The 23,526-nt window shown below is 49.8% G+C and carries 16 protein-coding genes and 1 pseudogene; 15 read left to right on the forward strand and 2 right to left on the reverse strand.

Features of this window, described 5'->3' with window-relative positions; genetic code table 11:
- Positions 1 to 200 precede the first annotated feature (200 nt).
- Positions 201 to 1,988: a 30S ribosomal protein S12 methylthiotransferase accessory factor YcaO gene (gene ycaO / locus AYY17_RS09710; RefSeq protein WP_067423306.1), complete on the reverse strand. Its 1,788-nt coding sequence runs from the start codon at positions 1,986 to 1,988 to the stop codon at positions 201 to 203.
- 460 nt (positions 1,989 to 2,448) lie between these two features.
- On the opposite strand from ycaO, the gene serC reads away from it, so the two are divergent.
- The 11 genes and pseudogenes from serC to kdsB all read left to right on the forward strand — a co-directional run bounded on the left by serC (position 2,449) and on the right by kdsB (position 15,099).
- On the forward strand, positions 2,449 to 3,534 hold the full coding sequence (gene serC / locus AYY17_RS09720; RefSeq protein ID WP_067423309.1) for a 3-phosphoserine/phosphohydroxythreonine transaminase: 1,086 nt from the start codon (positions 2,449 to 2,451) through the stop codon (positions 3,532 to 3,534).
- 88 nt (positions 3,535 to 3,622) lie between these two features.
- On the forward strand, positions 3,623 to 4,903 hold the full coding sequence (aroA, locus tag AYY17_RS09725) for a 3-phosphoshikimate 1-carboxyvinyltransferase (protein ID WP_067423311.1): 1,281 nt from the start codon (positions 3,623 to 3,625) through the stop codon (positions 4,901 to 4,903).
- A gap of 172 nt (positions 4,904 to 5,075) precedes the next feature.
- Positions 5,076 to 5,765, forward strand: a complete 690-nt coding sequence (cmk, locus tag AYY17_RS09730) for a (d)CMP kinase (protein WP_067405144.1) — start codon at positions 5,076 to 5,078, stop codon at positions 5,763 to 5,765.
- Between the two features lie 215 nt (positions 5,766 to 5,980).
- Positions 5,981 to 7,655, forward strand: a pseudogene (gene rpsA, locus AYY17_RS09735) (30S ribosomal protein S1).
- A gap of 63 nt (positions 7,656 to 7,718) precedes the next feature.
- Complete coding sequence (gene ihfB / locus AYY17_RS09740) at positions 7,719 to 8,003, forward strand: integration host factor subunit beta (RefSeq protein WP_004235823.1); 285 nt, start codon at positions 7,719 to 7,721, stop codon at positions 8,001 to 8,003.
- A gap of 579 nt (positions 8,004 to 8,582) precedes the next feature.
- Complete coding sequence (locus AYY17_RS09745) at positions 8,583 to 10,706, forward strand: DNA internalization-related competence protein ComEC/Rec2 (protein WP_235845334.1); 2,124 nt, start codon at positions 8,583 to 8,585, stop codon at positions 10,704 to 10,706.
- Positions 10,707 to 10,743: 37 nt separating this feature from the next.
- Entirely contained in the window at positions 10,744 to 12,489 is a 1,746-nt protein-coding gene (gene msbA, locus AYY17_RS09750) for a lipid A ABC transporter ATP-binding protein/permease MsbA (RefSeq protein ID WP_067423313.1), read from the forward strand.
- A complete protein-coding gene (gene lpxK, locus AYY17_RS09755; protein ID WP_067423315.1) occupies positions 12,489 to 13,472 on the forward strand; it encodes a tetraacyldisaccharide 4'-kinase in 984 nt (327 codons plus the stop codon). The genes msbA and lpxK overlap by 1 nt, the downstream gene beginning before the upstream one ends.
- Before the next feature lie 317 nt (positions 13,473 to 13,789).
- Positions 13,790 to 14,005: a cold-shock protein gene (locus AYY17_RS09760; protein ID WP_067364129.1), complete on the forward strand. Its 216-nt coding sequence runs from the start codon at positions 13,790 to 13,792 to the stop codon at positions 14,003 to 14,005.
- Between the two features lie 162 nt (positions 14,006 to 14,167).
- Positions 14,168 to 14,344 carry a Trm112 family protein gene (locus AYY17_RS21200; protein WP_082981347.1) on the forward strand — a complete coding sequence of 59 codons (177 nt, stop codon included), beginning with the start codon at positions 14,168 to 14,170 and terminating at the stop codon, positions 14,342 to 14,344.
- 5 nt (positions 14,345 to 14,349) lie between these two features.
- Positions 14,350 to 15,099, forward strand: a complete 750-nt coding sequence (gene kdsB / locus AYY17_RS09765) for a 3-deoxy-manno-octulosonate cytidylyltransferase (protein WP_067423317.1) — start codon at positions 14,350 to 14,352, stop codon at positions 15,097 to 15,099.
- Positions 15,100 to 15,153: 54 nt separating this feature from the next.
- On the opposite strand, the gene elyC is transcribed toward kdsB, so the two are convergent.
- On the reverse strand, positions 15,154 to 15,945 hold the full coding sequence (gene elyC / locus AYY17_RS09770; protein ID WP_067423319.1) for an envelope biogenesis factor ElyC: 792 nt from the start codon (positions 15,943 to 15,945) through the stop codon (positions 15,154 to 15,156).
- Positions 15,946 to 16,145: 200 nt separating this feature from the next.
- Here elyC and cmoM point away from each other — a divergent pair, with 200 nt between their 5' ends.
- Genes cmoM through mukB form a run of 4 tightly spaced genes read left to right on the forward strand, consistent with a single transcriptional unit; the run spans position 16,146 to position 23,461 of the window.
- Positions 16,146 to 16,931 (forward strand): tRNA uridine 5-oxyacetic acid(34) methyltransferase CmoM, encoded by a 786-nt coding sequence (cmoM, locus tag AYY17_RS09775; RefSeq protein ID WP_067423320.1) that lies wholly within the window; start codon positions 16,146 to 16,148, stop codon positions 16,929 to 16,931.
- The gene (mukF, locus tag AYY17_RS09780; protein WP_067423322.1) at positions 16,928 to 18,253 is read left to right on the forward strand and encodes a chromosome partition protein MukF; all 1,326 of its coding nucleotides are present in this window, start codon (positions 16,928 to 16,930) and stop codon (positions 18,251 to 18,253) included. Before cmoM ends, mukF begins: the two co-directional genes overlap by 4 nt.
- Positions 18,234 to 18,980, forward strand: a complete 747-nt coding sequence (gene mukE / locus AYY17_RS09785) for a chromosome partition protein MukE (protein WP_067423324.1) — start codon at positions 18,234 to 18,236, stop codon at positions 18,978 to 18,980. Before mukF ends, mukE begins: the two co-directional genes overlap by 20 nt.
- The gene (gene mukB / locus AYY17_RS09790) at positions 18,977 to 23,461 is read left to right on the forward strand and encodes a chromosome partition protein MukB (protein WP_067423326.1); all 4,485 of its coding nucleotides are present in this window, start codon (positions 18,977 to 18,979) and stop codon (positions 23,459 to 23,461) included. The genes mukE and mukB overlap by 4 nt, the downstream gene beginning before the upstream one ends.
- Positions 23,462 to 23,526 lie beyond the last annotated feature (65 nt).

The following is a 23,526-nucleotide window of genomic DNA, read 5'->3' on the forward strand; positions in this document are numbered from 1 at the left end:
GTCAAATTCCCTGAAAAAAGTTGAATTTTATAGTTAACGATATGAATTTAAACGGAAAACAATATTTTAAAGTTTGTAATAAATTTTTATTTTTTATTTTAGTTTTAATAAAAGTAAAATAATAGGTTAACTTGTCGTGATTGTGTTACTTAAAACGAACAAATTAACCTAATATTTACGATTCATTCCATTTAGGATGATTAATTCGTATTTTTATTATTTAGCCAAAAATGCGATTTTGCTTTTTGCAGTTTTTCATAGGCCGCTAACAGAGATTGATGCGCCGGAAATGCGGTTAAATTATTATCTGATGTGCACAAACCATAAAAACAATTTTTTCCGTGCATGGCATTTAATGCGGCATCCAGTGTTTCCTGACCATACATCCGGGCAAAAGCCGGTAAGTATTGTGCCGTATCGCGCTCCGGCTCCTGTGTTAACAGCAGCAGGGTATGCAGACAGCGGTAATAATTGGCACGTGCTGCACTCAGACCACCGGAGTTGAAATCCTGTGTCCATTCAACCCAGACCAGCGCCAGATCGGTATTTCCGCCTGCCAGTGCGAGCATGGACTTCAGTTCACCAACACGCAGGGTTGACCAGCCGTTATCTTTACCGGTGGCAATACCCAGTAATTCACGGACGCGGGTATAATCATCGTGTCCTTCTTCGTCCAGCTGCGCCAGTAAAGAGAGATAATCATCCGGCTGCCGGTTGCTTTCCGGCAGTGCCAGGAAGGTTTCACGTAAATGGATACCCATCGCATTGTTTGCCATATGTAAATCGTCGACCGGATAAATATCAGACATGCCCGGTACAAGAATGCGGCAGGCATACACACCCAGATGTTCATAATCGGCGATATAGACGTCGTTTCCGACAGAGCGGAAAATCGCCATCAGAGTGGCAAATTCTTCCTCTGTGCTGCCGGAAAACTGCCAGTCAGCAAAATCGTAATCTGCATCCTGCTTAAACAGATCCCAGCTGATAAGACCACTGGAGTCGATAAAATGCGTTTCCAGGTTAGTCTGATCGCCAACTTCTTCATCATCAAAGGTCGGGGCGGTAAACACATCCAGGTCTTTCAGTCCGCGTCCCTGTAACAGCTCGGTAACGGTCCGCTCCAGCGCAACGCCAAAATCCGGATGCGCACCGAAAGAGGCAAAACAGGTGCCGTTTGCCGGATTGAACAGAACGACGCAAATCACCGGGTACTGACCGCCGAGAGATGCGTCGAAACAGAAAATCGGGAAGCCTTCATTTTCCAGGGTACTGACAGACTCAACAACCTGCGGGTAGCGCGCGAGAACCTCTTGCGGGATAGCCGGTAAACTGATGCGCTCTGTAATAATGCGGTTTTTAACATAACGCTCAAAGATTTCAGACAATCCCTGCACCCGTGCTTCATTACGGGTATTCCCGGCTGACATCCCGTTGGAGACATACAGGTTTGCCACAATATTCATCGGGATATAAATGGTTTTCCCGTCGGACTGGCGGGTAAACGGCAGAGCGCAGATCCCGCGGGCGTCATTGGAGGATTGCAGATCGACCAACTGACTGCCCTGTAAATCACTGTCCGGATCATAATACTCACGCAGGTATGTATCGAGAATACCGTCCGGCAGGGAGTCGTCGTCTGTCAGCGGAAACCATTTTTCATTCGGATAATGTACAAATTCACTGTTGGCAATCTGCTCACCGAGCCAGAAATCGGCAAAGAAGTAGTTTGTGGACAGGCGCTCAAAGTATTCACCCAGTGCAGAGGCCAGTGCCGCTTTTTTGGTGGCACCTTTTCCGTTGGTAAAACAGAGCGGACAGTCAGTATCACGGATATGGACTGACCAGACATTCGGAACAGGATTAAGCCAGGATGCTTCTTCGATATTAAATCCGAGTTGCTGTAATTTCAGCTGAAAACGGCTGATAGAGTCTTCGAGCGCGGCATCTTTGCCGGGAATAAAGGTATGTGTTTCTGTTTGCGTCATGGGATCCACAATCTGCGTTAGTGCCCCGCCGGTGGCGGATGCACGGAATAGGGGGGAAAGAAAGGTGCATATATACCCAACGTCATTCAAGATGCGGCCAACGAACCTGCGGTTTGAATGAATAAGGGTATGATACGGATTTTTTCAGCCGGGAACTACCTTTGTGAATATAAAGTTATCACTGGGTTATTCCCTCATATGACTGCCGCCGGTCACGGCATTACGGTAACGGTCTGAATAATATTCTGGTTTTTGATGAAAAAGCAGTGTATCACGCTGAAAGATGACAAAAAGGGTTTGCCGGTTGTCACGCAATAAGCATTGCAGCAACAGCCCCGGAATGATAAAACCGGTAGAGAGGGCGTATTCACAATGTATACCCGACGTCATTCAGGATGCAGCCAACGAACCTGCATTTTGAATAAATAAGGGTGTAAATTTACGAAATAGGGTGGGGTCAATGAGTCAGGTCTATAATTTTAGTGCCGGTCCGGCTATGTTACCGGTTGAAGTGCTGCGCCGTGCTGAGCAGGAGCTGTGCAACTGGAACGGTCTGGGAACCTCGGTGATGGAAATCAGTCACCGCAGCAAAGAATTTATGGCAGTAGCAAAAGAAGCGGAAAATAATCTGCGCCGGTTACTGGCTGTACCGGATAATTATAAAGTCCTGTTCTGTCACGGCGGCGCACGCGGACATTTTGCGGCATTGCCGATGAATCTGCTGGGTGAGAACACGAAGGCAGACTATATTGTCGGTGGTTACTGGGCGGAATGTGCGGCAGAAGAAGCACAAAAATATTGCACACCGAATATTATTGATATCAGAACAGAAACGGCAGACGGCATCGGTGTGAAACCGATGAGTGAATGGGCGCTCAGTGATGATGCCGCGTATGTTCACTATTGCCCGAATGAAACCATTGATGGTATCGCCATCCATGAAGAGCCGGATTTCGGCGACAAAATTGTGATCGCTGATTACTCCTCTGCGATCCTCTCCAAACCGCTGGATGTCAGTCGCTTCGGGGTTATCTATGCAGGCGCACAGAAAAATATCGGCCCGGCGGGTCTGACCCTGGTGATTATCCGTGAGGATCTGCTGGGTAAAGCGCGCAAAGAAACTCCGTCCATTCTTGATTACACCGTATTGAGTGAAAACGACTCAATGTTCAACACGCCGCCGACCTTTGCCTGGTACCTTTCAGGGATGGTCTTTAAGTGGCTGATTGAGCAGGGTGGCTTACAGGAAATTGCTCAGCGCAACTATGAAAAAGCAAAATTGCTTTATGAAGCCGTGGATCACAGTGATTTCTATATTAACCGCGTTGCCGGGGCGAATCGTTCCCTGATGAATGTGCCGTTCCAGATGTCTGATCCGTCACTCGACAGCAAATTTCTTGAAGAAGCGCAGGCTCAGGGACTGGTCTCACTGAAAGGTCACCGGGTTTCCGGCGGTATGCGTGCCTCTATTTATAATGCGATGTCCCTTGAGGGTGTTAAAGCGCTGGTTGAGTTTATGGCAGAGTTCGAGCGCCGCCACAGCTGATTTTTTTTGCAGACATTTTATCGGATCCGGGTTTGCGCCCGGGTCCGTTTTGTTCTTTTTTCAGTTTACACCCGGAGAATGACTTTATATGGAGTCCCTGACGTTACAACCCATCGCCCGCATTAACGGAACCATTAATCTGCCCGGCTCCAAAAGTGTCTCCAACCGGGCTCTTCTGCTGGCGGCACAGGCAACAGGTACCACCCGCCTGATTAACCTGCTCGACAGTGATGACATCCGCCACATGCTCAACGCGTTGCGTGAGCTGGGGATCCGTTTTCAGCTCTCTGATGACAAAACAGAATGTATTGTCGAAGGACAAGGCGGGCCACTCAGTGGTTTTCACGGCAATGAGTTATTTTTAGGCAATGCCGGTACGGCTATGCGCCCGCTCGCAGCAGCACTGTGTCTCGGTGATAATGACATTATTCTGACCGGCGAACCGCGCATGAAAGAGCGCCCGATCGGTCATCTGACAGATGCACTGCGCGACGGCGGGGCTTTGATAACCTATCTTGAGAATGAAAACTACCCGCCGTTGCGGATCCGCGGGGGATTTACCGGCGGAAAAATCCGTGTCGACGGCTCGGTCTCCAGCCAGTTTCTGACGGCATTGCTGATGGCGGCGCCGCTGGCTGAACAGGATACTGAAATCAGTATCACCGGTGATTTGGTCTCCAAACCTTATATTGATATCACGCTGGCAATGATGGCGCGTTTTGGTATCACGGTAATTAATGAAAATTACACCCGTTTTCAGGTCACAGGAAAACAGCAATATCATTCACCGGGTGATTATCTTGTGGAAGGTGATGCATCCTCTGCCTCTTATTTCCTGGCGGCAGCCGCAATTAAAGGCGGCACAGTGCGGGTCACCGGAATCGGGCGTGACAGTTTGCAGGGAGATACCCAATTTGCGGCAGTGCTCGAAAAAATGGGCGCAAAAATCACCTGGGGTGACACCTTTATAGAATGTACCCGCGATACACTGCATGGTATCGATATGGATATGAATGCCATTCCTGATGCGGCAATGACCATTGCCACCACGGCGCTGTTTGCACAGGGAACCACCACCATCCGCAATATTTATAACTGGCGTGTCAAAGAAACTGACCGCCTGAGTGCGATGGCAACCGAGCTGCGTAAGGTCGGCGCGGAAGTTGTTGAAGGGCATGACTATATTCAGGTCACACCACCGGCAGTACTGCGCCACGCGGAAATTGAAACCTATAACGATCACCGCATCGCCATGTGTTTCTCCCTGGTGGCGCTGTCAGATACACCGGTCACGATTCTGGATCCGGGCTGTACGGCTAAAACGTTTCCGGGCTACTTCCGTGAACTGGCCATATTGGCGGGGCAATAATTCTTACCGAAATAATGGTTATGGATACCGGCCTCAGCCCATATATAAGCGGATAAAAAAGCACTAATGTGCTCTGCGGCGTTTCTTCGGCGGCAGGTCATGCGTATAATACGGTCATCTTTTTTAAGGTGGCCGTTTTTTATGGCCGCCTGACTGCGACAGGAGAGTGTGCATGGCAGTATATGTTCCGGTTATCACCATTGACGGGCCGAGCGGCGCGGGTAAAGGAACCCTTTGCCGGGCACTGGCAAACGAAATGGGATGGCATTTACTGGACTCCGGTGCTATCTACCGCGTTCTGGCACTTGCGGCACTTCATCATCACGTTGATATCACCTCGGAAGATGCACTCGTTCCGCTGGCCGCCAATCTGGATGTAAAATTTCTGGCGGAAGAAGCCGGTCTTGAGATTATTCTGGAAGGTGAAGATGTCAGCCGGGATATCCGCCGGGAAGATGTCGGTATGACCGCGTCTCAGATTGCGGCGTTTCCGCGTGTGCGCGAAGCGCTGTTGCGCCGTCAGCGGGCATTCCGCGTTGCACCCGGACTGATAGCCGACGGACGTGATATGGGCACGGTGGTTTTCCCTGATGCGCCGGTGAAAATTTTCCTTGATGCCAGTGCACAGGAGCGCGCCCACCGCCGGATGAAGCAGTTGCAGGACAAGGGCTTTAGTGTTAATTTTGACCGCCTTCTGGCGGAGATAGAAGAGCGCGATTACCGCGACCGCAACCGTGCGGTTGCTCCGTTGGTCGCCGCGGGAGATGCCCTTATTCTTGATTCAACAACAATGTCCATTGATGACGTTATTGCAGAGGCTCTCCGTTATACGAGGGCTGTGCTGGCTGAAGCGGCGCAATGATAAACAAAATCTGACTGAATCTGTGTTTTTTAGTAGGTTTCTGCATCCGTTTTTGTTTATAATGATAAGTTGAAGTTTTTTATCGGCAGAGAACAAGGCAAAAACGCAGTTTTCTGCCACCCCTTTGTGACAAGGAATGTTGCAAGGTATGTGAAACAACCCCATTCGGCCGGATGCTAAATGGACGTTAATACTTAAACACTTGAAGATCAAACATGACTGAATCTTTTGCTCAACTCTTTGAAGAATCCCTGCAGGTTATCGAAACTCGTCCGGGCGCTATTGTCCGTGGTACTGTTGTTGCTATCGATAAAGACGTTGTACTGGTTGACGCGGGTCTGAAATCAGAATCTGCTATTCCTGTAGAACAGTTCAAAAATGCTCAGGGTGAACTGGAAATTCAGGTCGGCGATGAAGTTGACGTTGCTCTGGACGCAGTAGAAGACGGTTTCGGTGAAACTGTTCTGTCCCGTGAGAAAGCGAAACGCCATGAAGCATGGCTGACGCTGGAAAAAGCATACGAAGAAGCTGAAACTGTTACCGGTATTATCAACGGTAAAGTTAAAGGCGGTTTCACTGTAGAACTGAACGGTATTCGTGCGTTCCTGCCGGGTTCACTGGTTGACGTGCGTCCTGTTCGCGATACCACGCACCTGGAAAACAAAGAGCTTGAGTTCAAAGTAATCAAGCTGGATCAGAAACGCAATAACGTTGTTGTTTCCCGTCGTGCTGTTATCGAATCTGAAAACAGTGCAGAGCGCGATCAGCTGCTGGAAAACCTCCAGGAAGGCATGGAAGTTAAAGGTATCGTTAAGAACCTCACTGACTACGGTGCATTCGTTGACCTGGGTGGCGTTGATGGTCTGCTGCACATCACTGATATGGCATGGAAACGTGTTAAACATCCAAGCGAAATCGTGAATGTCGGCGATGAAATCACTGTTAAAGTGCTGAAATTCGACCGTGAACGTACCCGTGTATCTCTGGGCCTGAAACAGCTGGGCGAAGATCCTTGGGTCGCAATCGCTAAGCGTTATCCTGAGAGTACCCGTCTGACCGGTCGCGTGACCAACCTGACTGACTACGGCTGCTTCGTCGAAATCGAAGAAGGCGTTGAAGGTCTGGTACACGTTTCCGAAATGGATTGGACCAACAAAAACATTCACCCATCTAAAGTTGTTAACGTTGGTGATGTTGTTGAAGTTATGGTTCTGGACATCGACGAAGAACGTCGTCGTATCTCCCTGGGCCTGAAACAGTGCAAATCTAACCCATGGCAGTTATTCGCGGAAACCCATAATAAAGGTGACCGTGTTGAAGGTAAAATCAAGTCAATCACTGACTTCGGTATCTTCATTGGTTTAGATGGCGGCATTGATGGTCTGGTTCACCTGTCTGACATCTCCTGGAACGTTACAGGCGAAGAAGCTGTCCGTGAATACAAAAAAGGCGACGAAATCGCAGCGGTTGTTCTCCAGGTTGACGCAGAACGTGAGCGTATCTCTCTGGGCGTTAAGCAATTAGCTGAAGATCCGTTCAACAACTACACCGCTGTTACTAAGAAAGGTGCTATTGTCACCGGTAAAGTAACTGCAGTAGATGCAAAAGGTGCAACTGTTGAGCTGATGGATGGCGTTGAAGGTTACCTGCGTGCGTCAGAAGCATCACGCGATCGCGTTGAAGATGCAACTCTGGTTCTGAACGTTGGTGATGAAGTTGAAGCAAAATACACGGGTGTTGATCGTAAAAACCGTGTAATCAACCTGTCTGTACGTGCAAAAGACGAAGCGGATGAAAAAAGACGCTGTCGCTACTGTAAACAAACAGGAAGAAGTCAGCTTCTCCAACAACGCTATGGCAGATGCTTTCAAAGCAGCTAAAGGCGAGTAATTAAGCGGGCAGGCCGCGCAAGCGGTCTGCTTTTATGATAATCAGGGTAGTCCAGGAGGTTATATGACCAAATCTGAACTGATTGAGAAGCTGGCAGGCCAACAATCTCATCTTCCGGCTAAAGTTGTTGAAGAAGCAGTAAAAGAGATCCTTGAGCATATGGCAAATACTCTCGCTGACGGTGAGCGTATTGAAATCCGTGGATTCGGCAGTTTTTCTCTGCACTACCGTGCTCCGCGGGTTGGTCGTAACCCGAAAACCGGCGAACAGGTTGAATTGGAAGGTAAACACGTTCCGCACTTCAAACCGGGTAAAGAGTTGCGTGACCGCGCGAATATCTATGCTTAATTATTGACAGAGATAATAAAAATGACGCCGATGGCGTCATTTTTTTTCAGGAAAATATCTTCCCGAATTATTTTAGTTGTATAAATGTTAGTGATGTATTAATTAATTGAAAAATAATTAATTCTGGTGTTGGCAAGAAAACGTTATATTATTTTTTTATAAAAAAGCATCTTATTCTCTTTTCAGAAAAATTCTATTAAAAATCCTCGTGGAATTATAGTTAAATAAATAATTGTGATTGGCGTCTCATAAAATTCATTATTATATGTATATCGCGAATATAACTTCGCGATTGATCTCATTTTTTATTTTAGGAACAAAAAAGTAAACGATTCTCATCATAATAAATACTGATAACACATTTGGTGAGATATATGTTCATTTCTTCTGTTCTGAAATACCTTTTCCCGCATCCGTTACCGCTCTGGCTGGCAGCTGCAGCTGTACTGGTCGGACATGCTCCGCTGCTGGTGCTGCCAAGGTTACTGTCACGGATTGAGTTATTGTATCTGTCAGTCGTATTAGGTTTTCTGTTTTTTATCCGTAACCGGAGCAGTATATTTATACGAATAATAATAAGTGTTTTTTTTAATAGCGAATATTCAACTAAGCAATACATTATCACTGTTCTCATCTGATAATGAAAAACTGAAAAATATAGATATATTAGTTGAGGACGTTATTATAAAAACAACTGGTTTTTACTCGGTAAAGGGGAAGGTTATAAATATCAATGATGAAGAAATTAATGATGATATTTATATCAATATAAAAATAAAAGGCGCATTTGTGCCGGAATGTGCCGGTGAAGTCTGGCGTATATTCCGGCCTGTTTTACGACCGGTTCACAAGCAATTAAATGAAGGACAACCTGACCGGCAACAGTATGCATTGTCACAGCGGGTCTTATTTTCTCTGACACCCGGGCGCAGTAAGAAAATATCGTCAGTATGTAATCTGCGCCAGCGGGTCATTGCTGAATATTTTCCGCAGACAGATAACTTTGCGCAGAGCGGGCTGATGCTGGCTCTGCTCTTCGGGGAGCGCAGGGGGATTACACCACAACAACGAATGCTGGTGCAGGAAACCGGTGTGGCTCATGTGGTGGCGATTTCAGGTCTGCATATAGGACTTGCGGCGTTATGGGGCTGGTGGGCGGGGCGGATTATCTTACTGGTATTGCCGCAGCGGCTGATGTCACATCTTATTCCTGTGCTGTTTTCTGTCTGTGCGGCAGTGGTGTATGTCTGGCTGGCGGGTTTTGCTGTACCGGCCTGCCGGGCGCTTACCGTGCTTCTGCTGTGGCACCTGATGAGATGGAAGCATTATGTGTTACCTGCCTATCAGTTTGTATTTATCAGCGCCGCCCTGTTGTTGCTTATCGATCCTCTGACCATCCTCTCTGCCAGTTTCTGGTTGTCATTTATTGCTGTTACTGCGCTGCTGCTCTGGCACCATACCGGCGCGCGGCAGGTAACAACCGGGATGATGACGCGCCACGAGCGCTTTTGGCGCAATATCCGTGGTTTTTTGTCATATCAGTGGGGATTATTTCTGCTTTTACTGCCGGTGCAGGCGTTTTTCTTCGGCGGCATCAATCTGCTCTCATTACTGAGTAATTTGTGGGTTATTCCTGTTATCTCTTTTCTATCGGTACCTCTGCTTTTTTCCGCTATTACAGCGGCATTATTTCTGCCGGTCACCGTGACCGGGTTTATCTGGCAGGCAGTTGATTTTTCTCTCGGACTGGCATTGTGGCCGCTGCCGTTTCTGTCTTCGTTCTGGCTGATAACCGGACATATCTCTCTGCTCTGGACCGCTGTTGTGTGGGGGAGTGTCTGTTTTATCCGGCTGGATCTCCGGCGTCAGCATCCGGTACTGCTGCCGGGAATGATTATCTGCTGCTGTTTGTATCTGCGGAAAACACCGGTGCCGGACTGGTCGGTGACCTTGCTGGATATCGGGCACGGGCTGGCGGTGGTTGTCGAAAAAGAGGGCCGGGCGGTTGTGTATGATACCGGCAACCGGATGGGGCACAGTGATGATGCTCAGCGGGTGATCCTGCCTTATCTGCGGCATCACCGCCTGATACCGGATTGGATTATTATCAGCCACGACCATCAGGATCATACCGGTGGGCTGGCAACATTGCGCCGCCATTATCCGGCTGTAACTGTAAAAGGCAATATTCCGCGGGCGGATACTCCGTGTGAGCGGGGTGAGCGCTGGGTCTGGCAGTCGTTATATTTCGAGGTGTTATGGCCGGACGGGAAGTATCAGAAAAGTAAAAATGATGGTTCGTGTGTTATCCGCATCAGTGACGGAAAACATCAGGTTTTACTGACCGGTGATATTGAAAAACAAGCAGAAATACAGTTGGTTAAGTCAGAAAAGAGGCTGTCAGCCACCGTATTGCAAGTTCCGCACCACGGCAGTAATACTTCATCAACAGAATCTTTTATTCGTGCGGTAAATCCCGGTTTTGCACTGGTCTCTGTGGCCCGCTATAGCCCATGGCGTCTGCCCTCTGATAAAGTACAGCGCCGCTATCGTCATCACGGCACGGACTGGTACGATACCGCGCACAGCGGTCAGATTTCTGTGCAATTTCTTAATGATGACATAACGCTGGTGACATATCGTCATCATCTGTCTGCCCGCTGGTTCAGTGCATGGTTTGGTGATCAGCCGATAAACGGGTAATATAGGCAACTAATTTTTAGTATTGGTAAACGCAATAATGAAAGATATTGATATTTCAACCCGGCAAACATTCCGCCGGTTATGGCCGACAATTGCACCTTTTAAATCAGGTATCATCGTAGCGGCTGTTGCGTTAGTCATAAATGCGGGGGGCGATGCATTTATGCTGTCGCTGCTCAAACCGCTGCTTGATGAAGGTTTCGGCAAAGCCGACAATGATTTTCTCCGGGTGATGCCCCTGATTATCCTTGCGCTGATGCTGGTGCGCGGAGCATCGAGCTTTATTTCAGGATATTGTCTTTCCTGGGTGTCAGGCAAAGTGGTTATGGTCATGCGCCGTAATCTGTTCCGTCATATGATGGGCATGCCGGTTCCTTTCTTTGACCAGCAATCCACCGGGACACTGTTATCCCGTATTACTTATGATTCTGAGCAGGTTGCTTCTTCTTCTTCCGGCGCACTGGTCACTGTTGTCCGTGAAGGTGCTTATATCATTGCGCTGTTCGGACTGATGTTTTATAACAGCTGGCAGCTTTCGCTTATTTTGATTGTTATCGCCCCGATTGTGGCGGTGGTCATCCGCAAAGTCTCTGTCCGTTTCCGTGAAATAAGTAAAACCATGCAGAGCGGAATGGGCCAGGTGAGTGCCAGTGCGGAACAGATGCTGAAAGGGCATAAAGAAGTATTGATTTTCGGCGGGCAAAAAGTCGAAAACGACCACTTTGATAAAGTCAGCAATGACATGCGCCGCCAGGGAATGAAGCTGGTTACCGCATCTTCTATTGCGGATCCGATTATTCAGATAATTGCGTCTTTTGCATTAGCATTTGTGTTGTTTGCCGCCAGTTTTCCTGAAATTAAAGATGCACTGAGCGCGGGTTCTATTACAGTTGTGTTCTCATCAATGGTCGCGCTGATGCGTCCGTTAAAATCCCTGACGAATGTTAACGCACAGTTCCAGCGTGGTATGGCTGCGTGTCAGACCCTGTTTGCGCTGCTGGACCTTGAGCAGGAAAAAGACACCGGTACCAAAGTACTGAAAGAAGTTAAAGGGGATGTGAAATTTGAGGATGTCACTTTCACCTATCCCGGAAGAGAACAACCCGCACTGAAAAACGTGTCATTCACTATTCCTCAAGGTAAAACCGTGGCACTGGTGGGACGTTCCGGCTCCGGAAAATCAACAATTGCCAATCTTATTACCCGTTTCTATGAAATCGACAGCGGGCATATTGTGATTGATGGTAATGATGTCCGTGAGTATACGCTGGCTTCCCTGCGCAGCCAGGTGGCGCTGGTATCGCAAAATGTACATCTGTTCAATGATACCGTGGCGAATAATATTGCGTACGCAACGGAAGGAAAATACAGCCGCGAGCAGATAGAGAAAGCGGCAGAAATGGCATATGCCATGGACTTTATCAAAAAAATGGAAAAAGGGCTGGATACCGAAATCGGCGAGAACGGTGTGCTGCTCTCCGGCGGACAGCGTCAGCGTATTGCCATCGCCCGCGCATTGCTGCGTGACGCGCCAATTTTGATTCTGGATGAAGCAACGTCGGCGCTGGATACTGAATCTGAGCGCGCTATTCAGGCGGCTCTTGATGAATTACAAAAAGATCGCACCTGTCTGGTGATAGCGCACCGCTTATCAACCATTGAGAAAGCAGATGAAATTCTGGTGGTGCAGGATGGCGAAGTGCAGGAGCGCGGCTCACATGCTGAACTGGTAAAACAGCCGGGTATCTATGCGCAGCTTTATAATATGCAGTTTGGTCAGTAATGATTGAAAAAATATGGTCCGGCCGCTCAAAACTGTATCTGCTGCTTTTGCCGCTCTCTTTTTTGTATGGTGCGGTAAGCGGTCTGCGGCGACTGTTATTTCGTCTCGGGCTGAAAAAATCCCGGCGGATGCCGGTACCGGTTGTGGTGGTGGGAAACCTGACCGCAGGCGGTAATGGTAAAACACCGGTGGTTGTCTGGCTGGCTGAACAGCTTATTGCCCGCGGATACCGTCCCGGTGTGGTATCCCGTGGTTACGGGGGAAAGTCAGACAACTATCCGCTGCTTATCACGCCTGACACCACAACCGCGCAGGCAGGCGATGAACCGGTACTGATTGCCCGGCGCACCGGCGTTCCGGTTGCCGTGGCACCCCGGCGCGCAGATGCAGTGGATGCGATTTTGCAGCACAGTCCGGTGGATGTCATTATCACGGATGACGGGTTGCAGCATTATGCACTGGAGCGTGATGTTGAAATCGTGGTGATTGATGGTGAGCGCCGCTTTGGTAACGGCTGGTGGTTACCGGCCGGTCCCATGCGTGAACGTGCCGGGCGTCTGAAAAGTGTTGATGCAGTGATAACCAACGGCGGCACAGCCCTTACGGGTGAGGCTGCAATGTTTTTGGTACCGGGCGAGGCAGTCAATCTGGCTGACGGCACACGCAAACCGGTCAGTGAGCTTGGTGAGTGTGTGGCGATGGCGGGTATCGGTCATCCGCCACGGTTTTTCAGTACTCTGGCATCTCTCGGCATAACGCCTGCTGAATGTATTTCTTTTCCTGATCATCAGTCGTACAGCCGTGATCAGCTGTCCGCACTGGTAAAACCGGGCCAGTCACTGCTGATGACGGAGAAGGATGCAGTGAAATGTTTTGCCTTTTGTGAAACTGACTGGTGGTATTTACCTGTCAGCGCCAAATTCTCTGATGAAGCAGGCAATAAAATTCTGGATAAAGTTATATTTCACATAAAAAAACAATAATGGGGCTTGTGCTTTTTATGTAAATGTGGCTTAATCATTAAGTTGTATTTCTGTGATGTATTTCATATATCACTGTGCAACCAATCCGCGTGTAACTCTATTTTTGATTCCGCTGTCATAATTTTTTCACACCACCTTGCTAATCTTGTGGTGTGGATGACCGGATCCCGCGGAAAACGGTATGTTTTGTGGTCTGACTTCTTTCCGGAAGTGGCCGCAAACAATATAAAAAATAATAAAAAATAGTGTCCTGCTCAGAAAAGAGCGGACATAGCCGCTGTGAATATCATTCATTGCGGTGATAAAAGGAGTTAACTATGTCTAAACAATTACAGCTCGGCCGCGTCAAATGGTTTGATGCAAAAGAAGGTTATGGTTTCATCTCTCCGGTAAACGGCGGTGATGACATCTGGGTTACCCGCAAAGGGATCGCCAATTCCCGTAATAAATTACTGAGCGAAGGGCAGGAAGTTGAATTTTCACTGACCCGCGGCAGTTACGGTATTGCAGCCAACGATGTGATCGCACTGTAAGCGCGGTCAGTCCATAACACAAAAATGTCTGTAGCAAAAAACAGGCAATAACAAAAAGTAGTACAACACGCGATTATCTCCCTGATATCGCAACAACAGAGTTAACGGTGAGACCAGGCTTATGTTATTCTGAGCCAACGTTTTTATCTCATTGGGGGACGTATGGATCACCGTTTACTCGAAATCGTAGCCTGCCCGGTTTGCCACGGCAAACTCAGCTACGATAAACAAAATCTTGAACTCATCTGCAAAGGCTGCCGTCTGGCCTATCCCATCCGCGACGATATCCCTGTCTTATTAGAGAATGAAGCCCGCGAAATACCGGCCTCTGAAGGATAATCTCCATGTTTACAGTTATCATTCCTGCGCGCTATGCATCCACCCGTCTGCCCGGAAAACCGCTGGCAGATATCCATGGGAAACCGATGGTTGTGCGTGTAATGGAGCAGGCAAAGCGCTCTGGTGCTGCGCGGGTTATTGTGGCAACCGACACACAGGCTGTGTTTGATGCGGTGACAGCGGAAGGCGGTGAAGTGTGTATGACGCGGGCTGATCATCAGTCCGGGACTGAACGCCTGGCAGAAGTAATTGATCACTATCAGTTTGCTGATGATGAAATTATTGTGAATGTGCAGGGGGATGAACCCCTTATCCCTGAAAGTATTATTGCGCAGGTCGCTGAAAATCTGGCTGCCAGTGAAGCGGGTATGGCAACACTTGCGGTAAAAATCACCTCAGCGGAAGAAGCCTTTAATCCGAATGCAGTTAAAGTGGTGATGGATAAACAGGGTTACGCACTCTATTTTTCCCGGGCAACCATTCCCTGGGATCGCGAGCGCTTTATGCAAAGCCGCGACACGGCGGGGGATAATTTCCTGCGCCATATCGGAATATACGCTTACCGTGCCGGATTTATCCGCCGCTATATTCAGTGGGCGCCAAGCCCGCTTGAGAAAATCGAGATGCTCGAACAACTGCGTGTATTGTGGTACGGCGAAAAAATCCATGTGGCACAAGCACTGGTGGCGCCGGGAACCGGTGTGGATACACAGGAAGATCTGGATACGGTGCGTAAATTATTTATGTCGCGCTGAGCCGGAATGAACAGAAAGAAAAAACGCGGAATTTTCCGCGTTTTTTATTGCCTGCTATTCCTCTTTTTCTGAGGTTTTAACCGCCTGCCACAGACGACCGAGTCCTTCATACCAGACCCGCTCACTGTGAGATAAATAATAGGCGGACGGAATGGTTTTCTCCCAGATATGCAGCGGCGTGGTTACTGCCAGCTGATTAGCTGGTGCTGGGATCGGGTGCAATCCTTTTGCATCAAAAAAGGCTTTGGCGCGCGTCATGTGATTTGCAGATGTGATCAGCAGGAAAGGCGCATCGCCGACCACTTTTTTCACTTCTGCCGCTTCTTCTTCAGTATCTTTCGGCAATATCAGCGGTAATGTACGCTCAGGTGCGATCCCCAGCGATTGTGCGACCTGTGCCGCAACTTCGGCACTGCTGATACTGTTCTTACCCGGCCCACCGGTAAAAATCAGGGTGGCGTTCGGATAGACAAGCCCGAGGCGCACACCTTCTGCTACACGCGGCAAACTGTTACTGATAAGGTTGGCAGAAGGTGACCACTCCGGATTCCAGGTAAAGCCGCCGCCGAGAACCACGATGTAGCGGATGTCCTGTTGCTGCACAGCCTGAGGCGTGATTATCTCATAGCGCTTGTCATACGGTTTTTCAGCAGGTAACAGCAGCCAGTCGGCAACAGGCTGGAGACTGAGCAGCACCAGCAGCAGCCAGCTGACGCTTATCAGGGTTTTCCCGGTTTTCTGCCGCGGGGTAAACCACAGCAGCAGCAAACCGGCAAGCATCACCAGCAGCAGAAACGGCAGCGGCATCAGAAAACCACCAAGGTATTTTTTCAGGGCAAACAGCATCAGCACACCTTAAATATGATTGATTTATCACCGGTTAATGACAGTTGACTACACAAATCGGGTGACATTAAACGAAGCTATGACACAATATCTGCATAGTGCACGGCTGTGCTCTGCAATACAATTGAATATCATCGCTCCGCGCGGGAAACCGGCGGAAACTTACCGATAAAATACTCCCGGACTGAATACAGGTTTTCATGGTTGATCGTAATTTTGACGACATAGCGGAAAAATTCACCCGCAATATATATGGCACAACAAAAGGGCAAATCCGTGAAGCGGTTGTCTGGCAGGATCTGACCGCCTTACTGACCCGCCTGCGCCCGGGGCCGCTGCGTATTCTTGATGCCGGCGGTGGTGACGGATTTTTTTCCCGCCGCCTTGCGGCAATGGGCCATCATGTTGTTTTATGTGATCTGTCTGAAGAGATGATTTTGCGCGCACAGCAGGCCGCAACGGACGATGGCGTGGCAGAAAATATGTCCTTTATTCATTGCGCAGCTCAGGATATCGCACTTCATACTGACGGTGAGTTTGATTTGGTCTTGTTTCATGCTGTTCTGGAGTGGATAACTGATCAAAAAGGTGCAATTGAAGCATTGACCGCTATAATAACGGGCGGTGGTGTATTGTCGTTAATGTTTTACAATGCGAACGGACTTGTCATGCGAAATGCGATATTAGGCAATTTTCATCTGGCAACGCCGGACATGCAGCGCCGCCGCAAGCGTTCATTATCGCCGCAGAATCCCCTTATGCCTGAACAGGTTTATCAGTGGCTGGATGACTGCCGCTTCACCATTGAGGCGAAAACCGGCGTGCGGGTTTTTCATGATTATCTGCAAAGCCGTCAGTTACAAAACCGTGATTTTCCGGCGCTGCTGGCGCTGGAGCAACGTTATTGCCGCGAGGAGCCTTACATCAGTTTAGGCCGCTATATTCATGTTATGGCACGGAAACCCGAACAGAAGGATGGACAATGAGTGAGTTTACCCAAACAGTCCCCGAGCTTGTGGCATGGGCGCGAAAAAATGATTTCGCCATCTCACTGCCGCCGGAACGGCTGGCATTTTTACTGTCTGTTGCTGTGCTTAACAGTGAACGTATAGATGGCGAAATGAGTGAGGGGGAACTGGTCGATGCTTTCCGTGAGGTTTGCAAAGGCTTTGAACAGACAACGGAATCTGTCGCGGTACGTGCTAACAATGCCATTAATGATATGGTGCGCCAGAAATTATTTAACCGCTTTACCAGCGATATATTTGAGGGTAATGCGATTTACCGGCTGACCCCGCTCGGGATCGGCATCAGTGATTATTATATCCGTCAGCGTGAATTTTCCTCCCTGCGTTTATCCATGCAGCTCTCTATTGTTGCCGGTGAACTGAGCCGCGCGGGTGATGCTGCGGAAGAGGGCGGTGATGAGTTTCACTGGCACCGTAATGTGTTTGCGCCGCTGAAATATTCGGTTGCGGAAATTTTTGACAGCATTGATATGTCACAGCGCATTATGGATGAGCAGCAAAATGGTGTGAAAGAGGATATTGCCAAGTTACTGAATCAGGACTGGCAGGCGGCGATTGCCAACTGTGAGCAGTTATTGTCAGAAACCTCGCTGACCCTGCGCGAGCTTCAGGATACCCTGGAAGCCGCCGGTGATAAATTACAGGCTAATCTGCTGCGCATCCAGGATGCGAATTTGGCAACCGCCACCGGATCTGAACTGGTGGATAAACTGATTTTTGATTTGCAGGCCAAGCTGGATCGCATTATCAGCTGGGGTCAGCAATCTATCGACCTGTGGATTGGCTATGACCGCCACGTCCATAAATTTATCCGTACCGCTATCGATATGGATAAAAACCGTATTTTCTCACAACGCCTGCGCCATTCTGTTCAGCACTATTTTGACTCTCCGTGGGCACTTAATGTGGCAAACGCTGATCGTTTGCTGGATATGCGTGATGAAGAGCAGGGTCTGCGTGATGATGAAGTCACCGGCGAATTACCGCCGGATCTGGAATATGAAGAGTTCAGCGAGGTCAACGAAGAGCTGGCTGCTATGATGGAAAGCGCACTGGCCGTGTATAAAGCGCAGGGCAAACGACTGGATCTGGGCGCGGTTCTGCGTGATTACCTTATGAGATACCCGCGTCAGCGACAATTTGATGTGGCCAGAATTATTGTGGATCAGGCTGTCCGGCTCGGCATTGCCGATGCCGATTTCTCCGGCATCCCGGCAGAATGGTCAGCGATTAATGAATACGGAGCAAAGGTACAGGCACATGTCATTGACACATATTGAACAATTTATGCCGGCAAAGCTGGCTCAGGCACTTGCCAATACCCTTTTTCCGGAGCTTGACAGCCAACTGCGCGCCGGTCGCCATATCAGTGTGGATGACCTGGATAATCACGCGTTCTTAATGGATTTTCAGGATGAACTGGAAGGTTTCTACGCCCGCTACAATGTGGAATTAGTCCGCGCCCCGGAAGGTTTCTTCTACCTGCGCCCGCGTTCGACCACACTTATCCCGCGCTCAGTACTGTCTGAACTGGAAATGCTGGTAGGCAAAGTGCTGTGCTACCTGTATCTCAGCCCGGAGCGTCTGGCAAATCAGGGCATTTTCTCAACCGCCGAACTGTATGAAGAACTGCTTTCTCTGGCGGATGAAACGAAGTTACTGAAAGTCATTAATAACCGCTCTACCGGCTCTGATCTCGATAAACAAAAATTACTGGAAAAAACCCGTGGTGCGCTTTATCGCCTGCGCCGGTTAGGAATGGTCACATTTGTGGGGGCTGACAACAGCCAGTTTGTGATTTCAGAATCTGTTTTCCGCTTCGGCGCCGATGTGCGCAGCGGTGATGACCCGCGTGATGCACAGTTGCGTCTTATCCGTGATGGTGAAGCGCAATCGCTCGCCGAAGATGAAAATACCCCGCGCGGCGACAGCCCGGATGAAGAACCGGATGATAATAATGAACATGAAAATGATAACGCGACGGATGAAGCGGAGGATGAAGAATGATTGATCGTGGTAAATTCCGCTCACTCACGTTAGTCAACTGGAACGGCTTTTTTGCCCGCACCTTTGATCTGGATGAGCTGGTAACAACTCTGTCCGGAGGTAACGGTGCCGGTAAATCCACCACTATGGCCGCGTTTATCACTGCCATGATCCCGGATCTGACGCTGCTGCACTTTCGTAACACCACGGAAGCGGGCGCGACATCCGGCTCCCGCGATAAAGGGTTGCACGGAAAACTGCGTCCCGGCGTCTGTTACGCCATGCTGGATGTGCTGAACTCCCGTCACCAACGTGTGCTGGTGGGGGTGCGTCTGCAACAAATTGCCGGGCGCGATAAAAAAGTTGATATCAAATCATTCATGATCCAGGGCTTACCGACCCAGTATTCACCGACACAAATTGTCAGTGAGCAACTGGGCGAACGCCAGGTGCGGGTTCTGCCGCTCCATGATCTGAAAGCCCGCCTTGATGATATTGAAGGCGTGCATTTTAAACAGTTTAACTCGATCATTGACTACCATTCTGTCCTGTTTGACATGGGTGTGATTCCGAAACGCCTGCGTTCTGCCGGTGATCGCAGTAAGTTCTACCGTCTGATTGAGGCCTCGCTTTACGGCGGGATCTCCAGTGCCATTACCCGTTCCCTGCGTGACTATTTACTGCCTGAAAACAGCGGCGTGCGCAAAGCGTTCCAGGATATGGAAGGCGCCCTGCGGGAAAACCGGATCACACTTGAAGCTATCCGTGTAACACAATCTGACCGTGACTTGTTCAAGCACCTGATCACTGAATCAACGGCATATGTTTCCGCCGATTATATGCGTCACGCCAATGAACGGCGCGTACATATTGACCAGGCGCTGGTCGTACGCCGTGATCTGCTGGGCAGCCGTAAACAACTGATTAGCGAGCAGTTCCGCCAGGTGGAAATGTCCCGGGAACTGGCGGAACAAACTGCCTCTTCTGCGGATCTGGAAACTGATTTTCAGGCCGCCAGTGATCATCTGACACTGGTGCAGACGGCGATGCGTCAGCAGGAAAAAATCGACCGTTATCAGTCTGATGTGGAAGAACTGACCTTCCGGCTGGAAGAGCAGACGGAAGTGGCGGAAGAAGCCGCTGAGCTGCACGGCGAGTATGAAGAGCGTAATCAGGTCGCTGAAGAAGAAGTTGACGGGCTGAAAAGCCAACTGGCTGATTATCAGCAGGCGCTGGATGTTCAGCAGACCCGCGCTATTCAGTATCAGCAGGCGATGCAGGCACTGGAGCGCGCTAAAACATTATGTCAGTTGCCGCAACTGGATATTGATTCACTCGATGAATGGCTGGAAACATTCCGCGCCCGTGAAGAAGAAGCGACAGAAGCGCTGTTACTGCTCGAACAAAAAATGAGTGTGTCGCAGGCCGCGCACAGTCAGTTCTCGCAGGCATACGACCTGGTAAAATCGGTGGTGGGTGAAGTCAGCCGCAGTGATGCTTATCAGACCGCGCGTGAGTTACTGCGTGATTTACCGTCACAGCAGATGATGGCGGAACGCGTACAGCCGCTGCGTCAGCAGTTATCTGAATTAGAACAGCGTCTGCACAGTCAGCATAATGCGCAGAAAGCGCTGGATGATTTCTGCAAACGTATTGGTCAGCAGATTGAGGCTGACGGGCTGGATGAGATGCTGATGACCCTTGAGGCGCAGCAGGAAACCCTTAGTGTCAGCGTCAGCGAGAGCGGTGAGCGGCGCATGGAAATGCGTCAGCAGACCGAACAGCTGAAACAGCAGATCCAGACCCTGACCGGTAAAGCACCGGCCTGGCTGGCAGCACAGGAAGCGCTCACTCAACTGTGCGAGCAGTCACATGAAACATTCAGCAGCGCTAATGATGTGACGGAATACATGCAGCAGTTACTGGAGCGTGAGCGCGAAGTGACGGTTGAGCGTGATGATGTCGCGCATAAAAAAGCGCAGCGCGAAAAAGATATTGAGCGCCTCAGCCAGCCGAGCGGTGCCGATGACAGCCGGATGTTAGGGCTGGCGGAACGTTTCGGCGGTATGCTGTTATCCGAGATTTATGACGATATCACGATCGATGATGCGCCGTACTTCTCCGCATTATATGGTCCTGCGCGCCACGCGATTGTGGTGCCGGATCTGAACGCGGTGCGCCCGCATCTTGATGCGCTGGAAGATTGCCCGGAAGATATCTATCTGATTGAAGGGGATCCGCAGTCGTTTGATGACAGCGTCTTTACCACCGAAGAATTAGAACGTGCTGTGCTGGTGCGCAGTACCGATCGCCAGTGGCGCTATTCCCGCTTTCCGTCTGTGCCGCTGTTCGGTCGCGCGGCGCGGGAAAATCAGCTTGCCGTTCTGGAGCATGAACGTGATGAACTGGCGGAGCGTCTGGCAACATTGTCATTTGATGTCCAGAAAATGCAGCGTGCCCACCAGGCATTCAGCCGCTTTGTCGGGAAAAATATTTCGATTGCGTTTGAAAATGACCCGGAAGCGGAAATCCGCACACTGAGTCAGCGCCGTAATGAACTGGAGCGGAGTCTGACACAGTTTGAAGACCAGACCGCAGTTGCCCGTCAGCAATTTGTTCAGGTAAAAGAGAACCTCGGTATTCTGAACCGGCTTATCCCGAATGTCGCGCTGCTGCTGGATGAAACATTGCAGGATCGCGTTGAAGAAGTGCGTGATTCGTTATCAGAAGCACAAGAGTCTGCCCGCTATCTGCAACAATTCGGTAATGCCCTGAATAAACTGGAGCCGATAGTTTCTGTTTTACAGAGCGACCCGGAGCTGCATGAAGCGCTGAAGCAGGATTACGGACAGGCAAAACAGACGCAGCAACAGGCGCGTCAGCAGGGATTTGCCCTGGAAGAAGTCGCACAGCGTCGTCAGCACTTTAATTACAGTGAATCTGCCGGCATGCTGACTGAAAATGCTGATCTCAATGACAAGCTGCGTCAGCGCCTGGAACATGCAGAGTCTGACCGCAGCCGCAGCCGTGAAATGCTGCGTCAGCAGCAGGCGAAATGCGCTGAATTTAATCAGGTACTGGCGTCTCTGCGCAGCTCGTATGAAACCAAATCCGACATGTTGCGTGAACTTGAGTGCGAAATGAAGGATATCGGCGTACAGGCGGATGCCAACGCGGAAGCGCGCGCCCGTGAACGTCGTGATGAGCTGTACAGTCAGGTCAGCCATAACCGCGGACGTATCAATCAGCTGGAAAAACAGCTGGGGATCGGTGAGTCGGAAATGGACAATCTGCAAAAACGCCTGCGTAAAGCAGAGCGCGATTATCAGCAGATCCGCGAACAGGTTGTCACTGCGAAAGCAGGTTGGTGCGCGGTGATGCGCATGGTGAAAGAGAGCGGTGTTGAGCGCCGTCTGCACCGCCGTGAACTGGCGTATGAAGATGCGGACACACTGCGTTCAATGTCGGATAAAGCCCTCGGGGCTCTGCGTCAGGCGGTGGCGGATAATGAACACCTGCGTGATGCGCTGCGTTTGTCGGAAGATCCGAAACGGCCGGAGCGTAAAGTACAGTTCTTTATCGAAGTCTATCGCCATCTGCGTGAACGTATCCGCCAGGATATCATGAAAACGGATGATCCGATTGATGCCATCGAACAGATGGAAATCGAACTGGCACGTCTGACGGATGAACTGACCGCCCGTGAGCAAAAACTGGCGATCAGCTCAAAAAGCGTGGCAAATATTATCCGCAAAACCATTCAGCGCGAGCAAAACCGCATTCGTATGCTGAACCAGGGTCTTCAGGCCGTGGCGTTTGGTCAGGTGAACGGTGTGCGGCTGAATGTGAATATCCGCGAAAGCCACGCCACCTTACTGGATGTGTTGTCTGAAGAGCATGAACAGCATCAGGATCTGTTCGCCAGCCAGCGTCTGACCTTCTCTGAAGCGATGGCGAAACTGTATCAGCGCCTTAATCCGCAGGTGGATATGGGGCAGCGACTGCCGCAGACCATTGGTGAAGAGCTGCTGGATTACCGCAACTATCTGGAGCTGGATGTGGAAGTCAACCGTGGCTCAGACGGCTGGCTTAAAGCGGAAAGTGGCGCGTTATCCACAGGTGAAGCAATTGGTACAGGGATGTCGATTCTGGTGATGGTGGTGCAGAGCTGGGAAGAAGAGTCCCGCCGCCTGCGCAGCAAAGATATTGTGCCGTGCCGCTTGCTGTTCCTCGATGAAGCAGCACGCCTGGATGCAAAATCTATCGCCACTCTGTTTGAGTTATGTGACCGTCTCCAGATGCAGCTGATTATCGCAGCACCGGAAAATATCAGCCCCGAAAAAGGGACAACATACAAACTGGTGCGTAAAGTCTTCAATAATCAGGAACATGTGCATGTTGTCGGTTTGCGCGGCTTTGGTCAGCCGGATGAAACACCGGCACCGGCTGTATTACCGGAATCGGTTGATGAAGAGAATGATGAAGAGGAAGTGCCGGATTAACCAGCCTCTCTGATCATTTTTTTACTAAAGACGGATGCGCATAATGTATGCACATCCGTTTTTTT

The sequence above is a fragment of the Morganella psychrotolerans genome (genome assembly GCF_001676055.1).
Lineage (GTDB): Bacteria > Pseudomonadota > Gammaproteobacteria > Enterobacterales > Enterobacteriaceae > Morganella > Morganella psychrotolerans_B.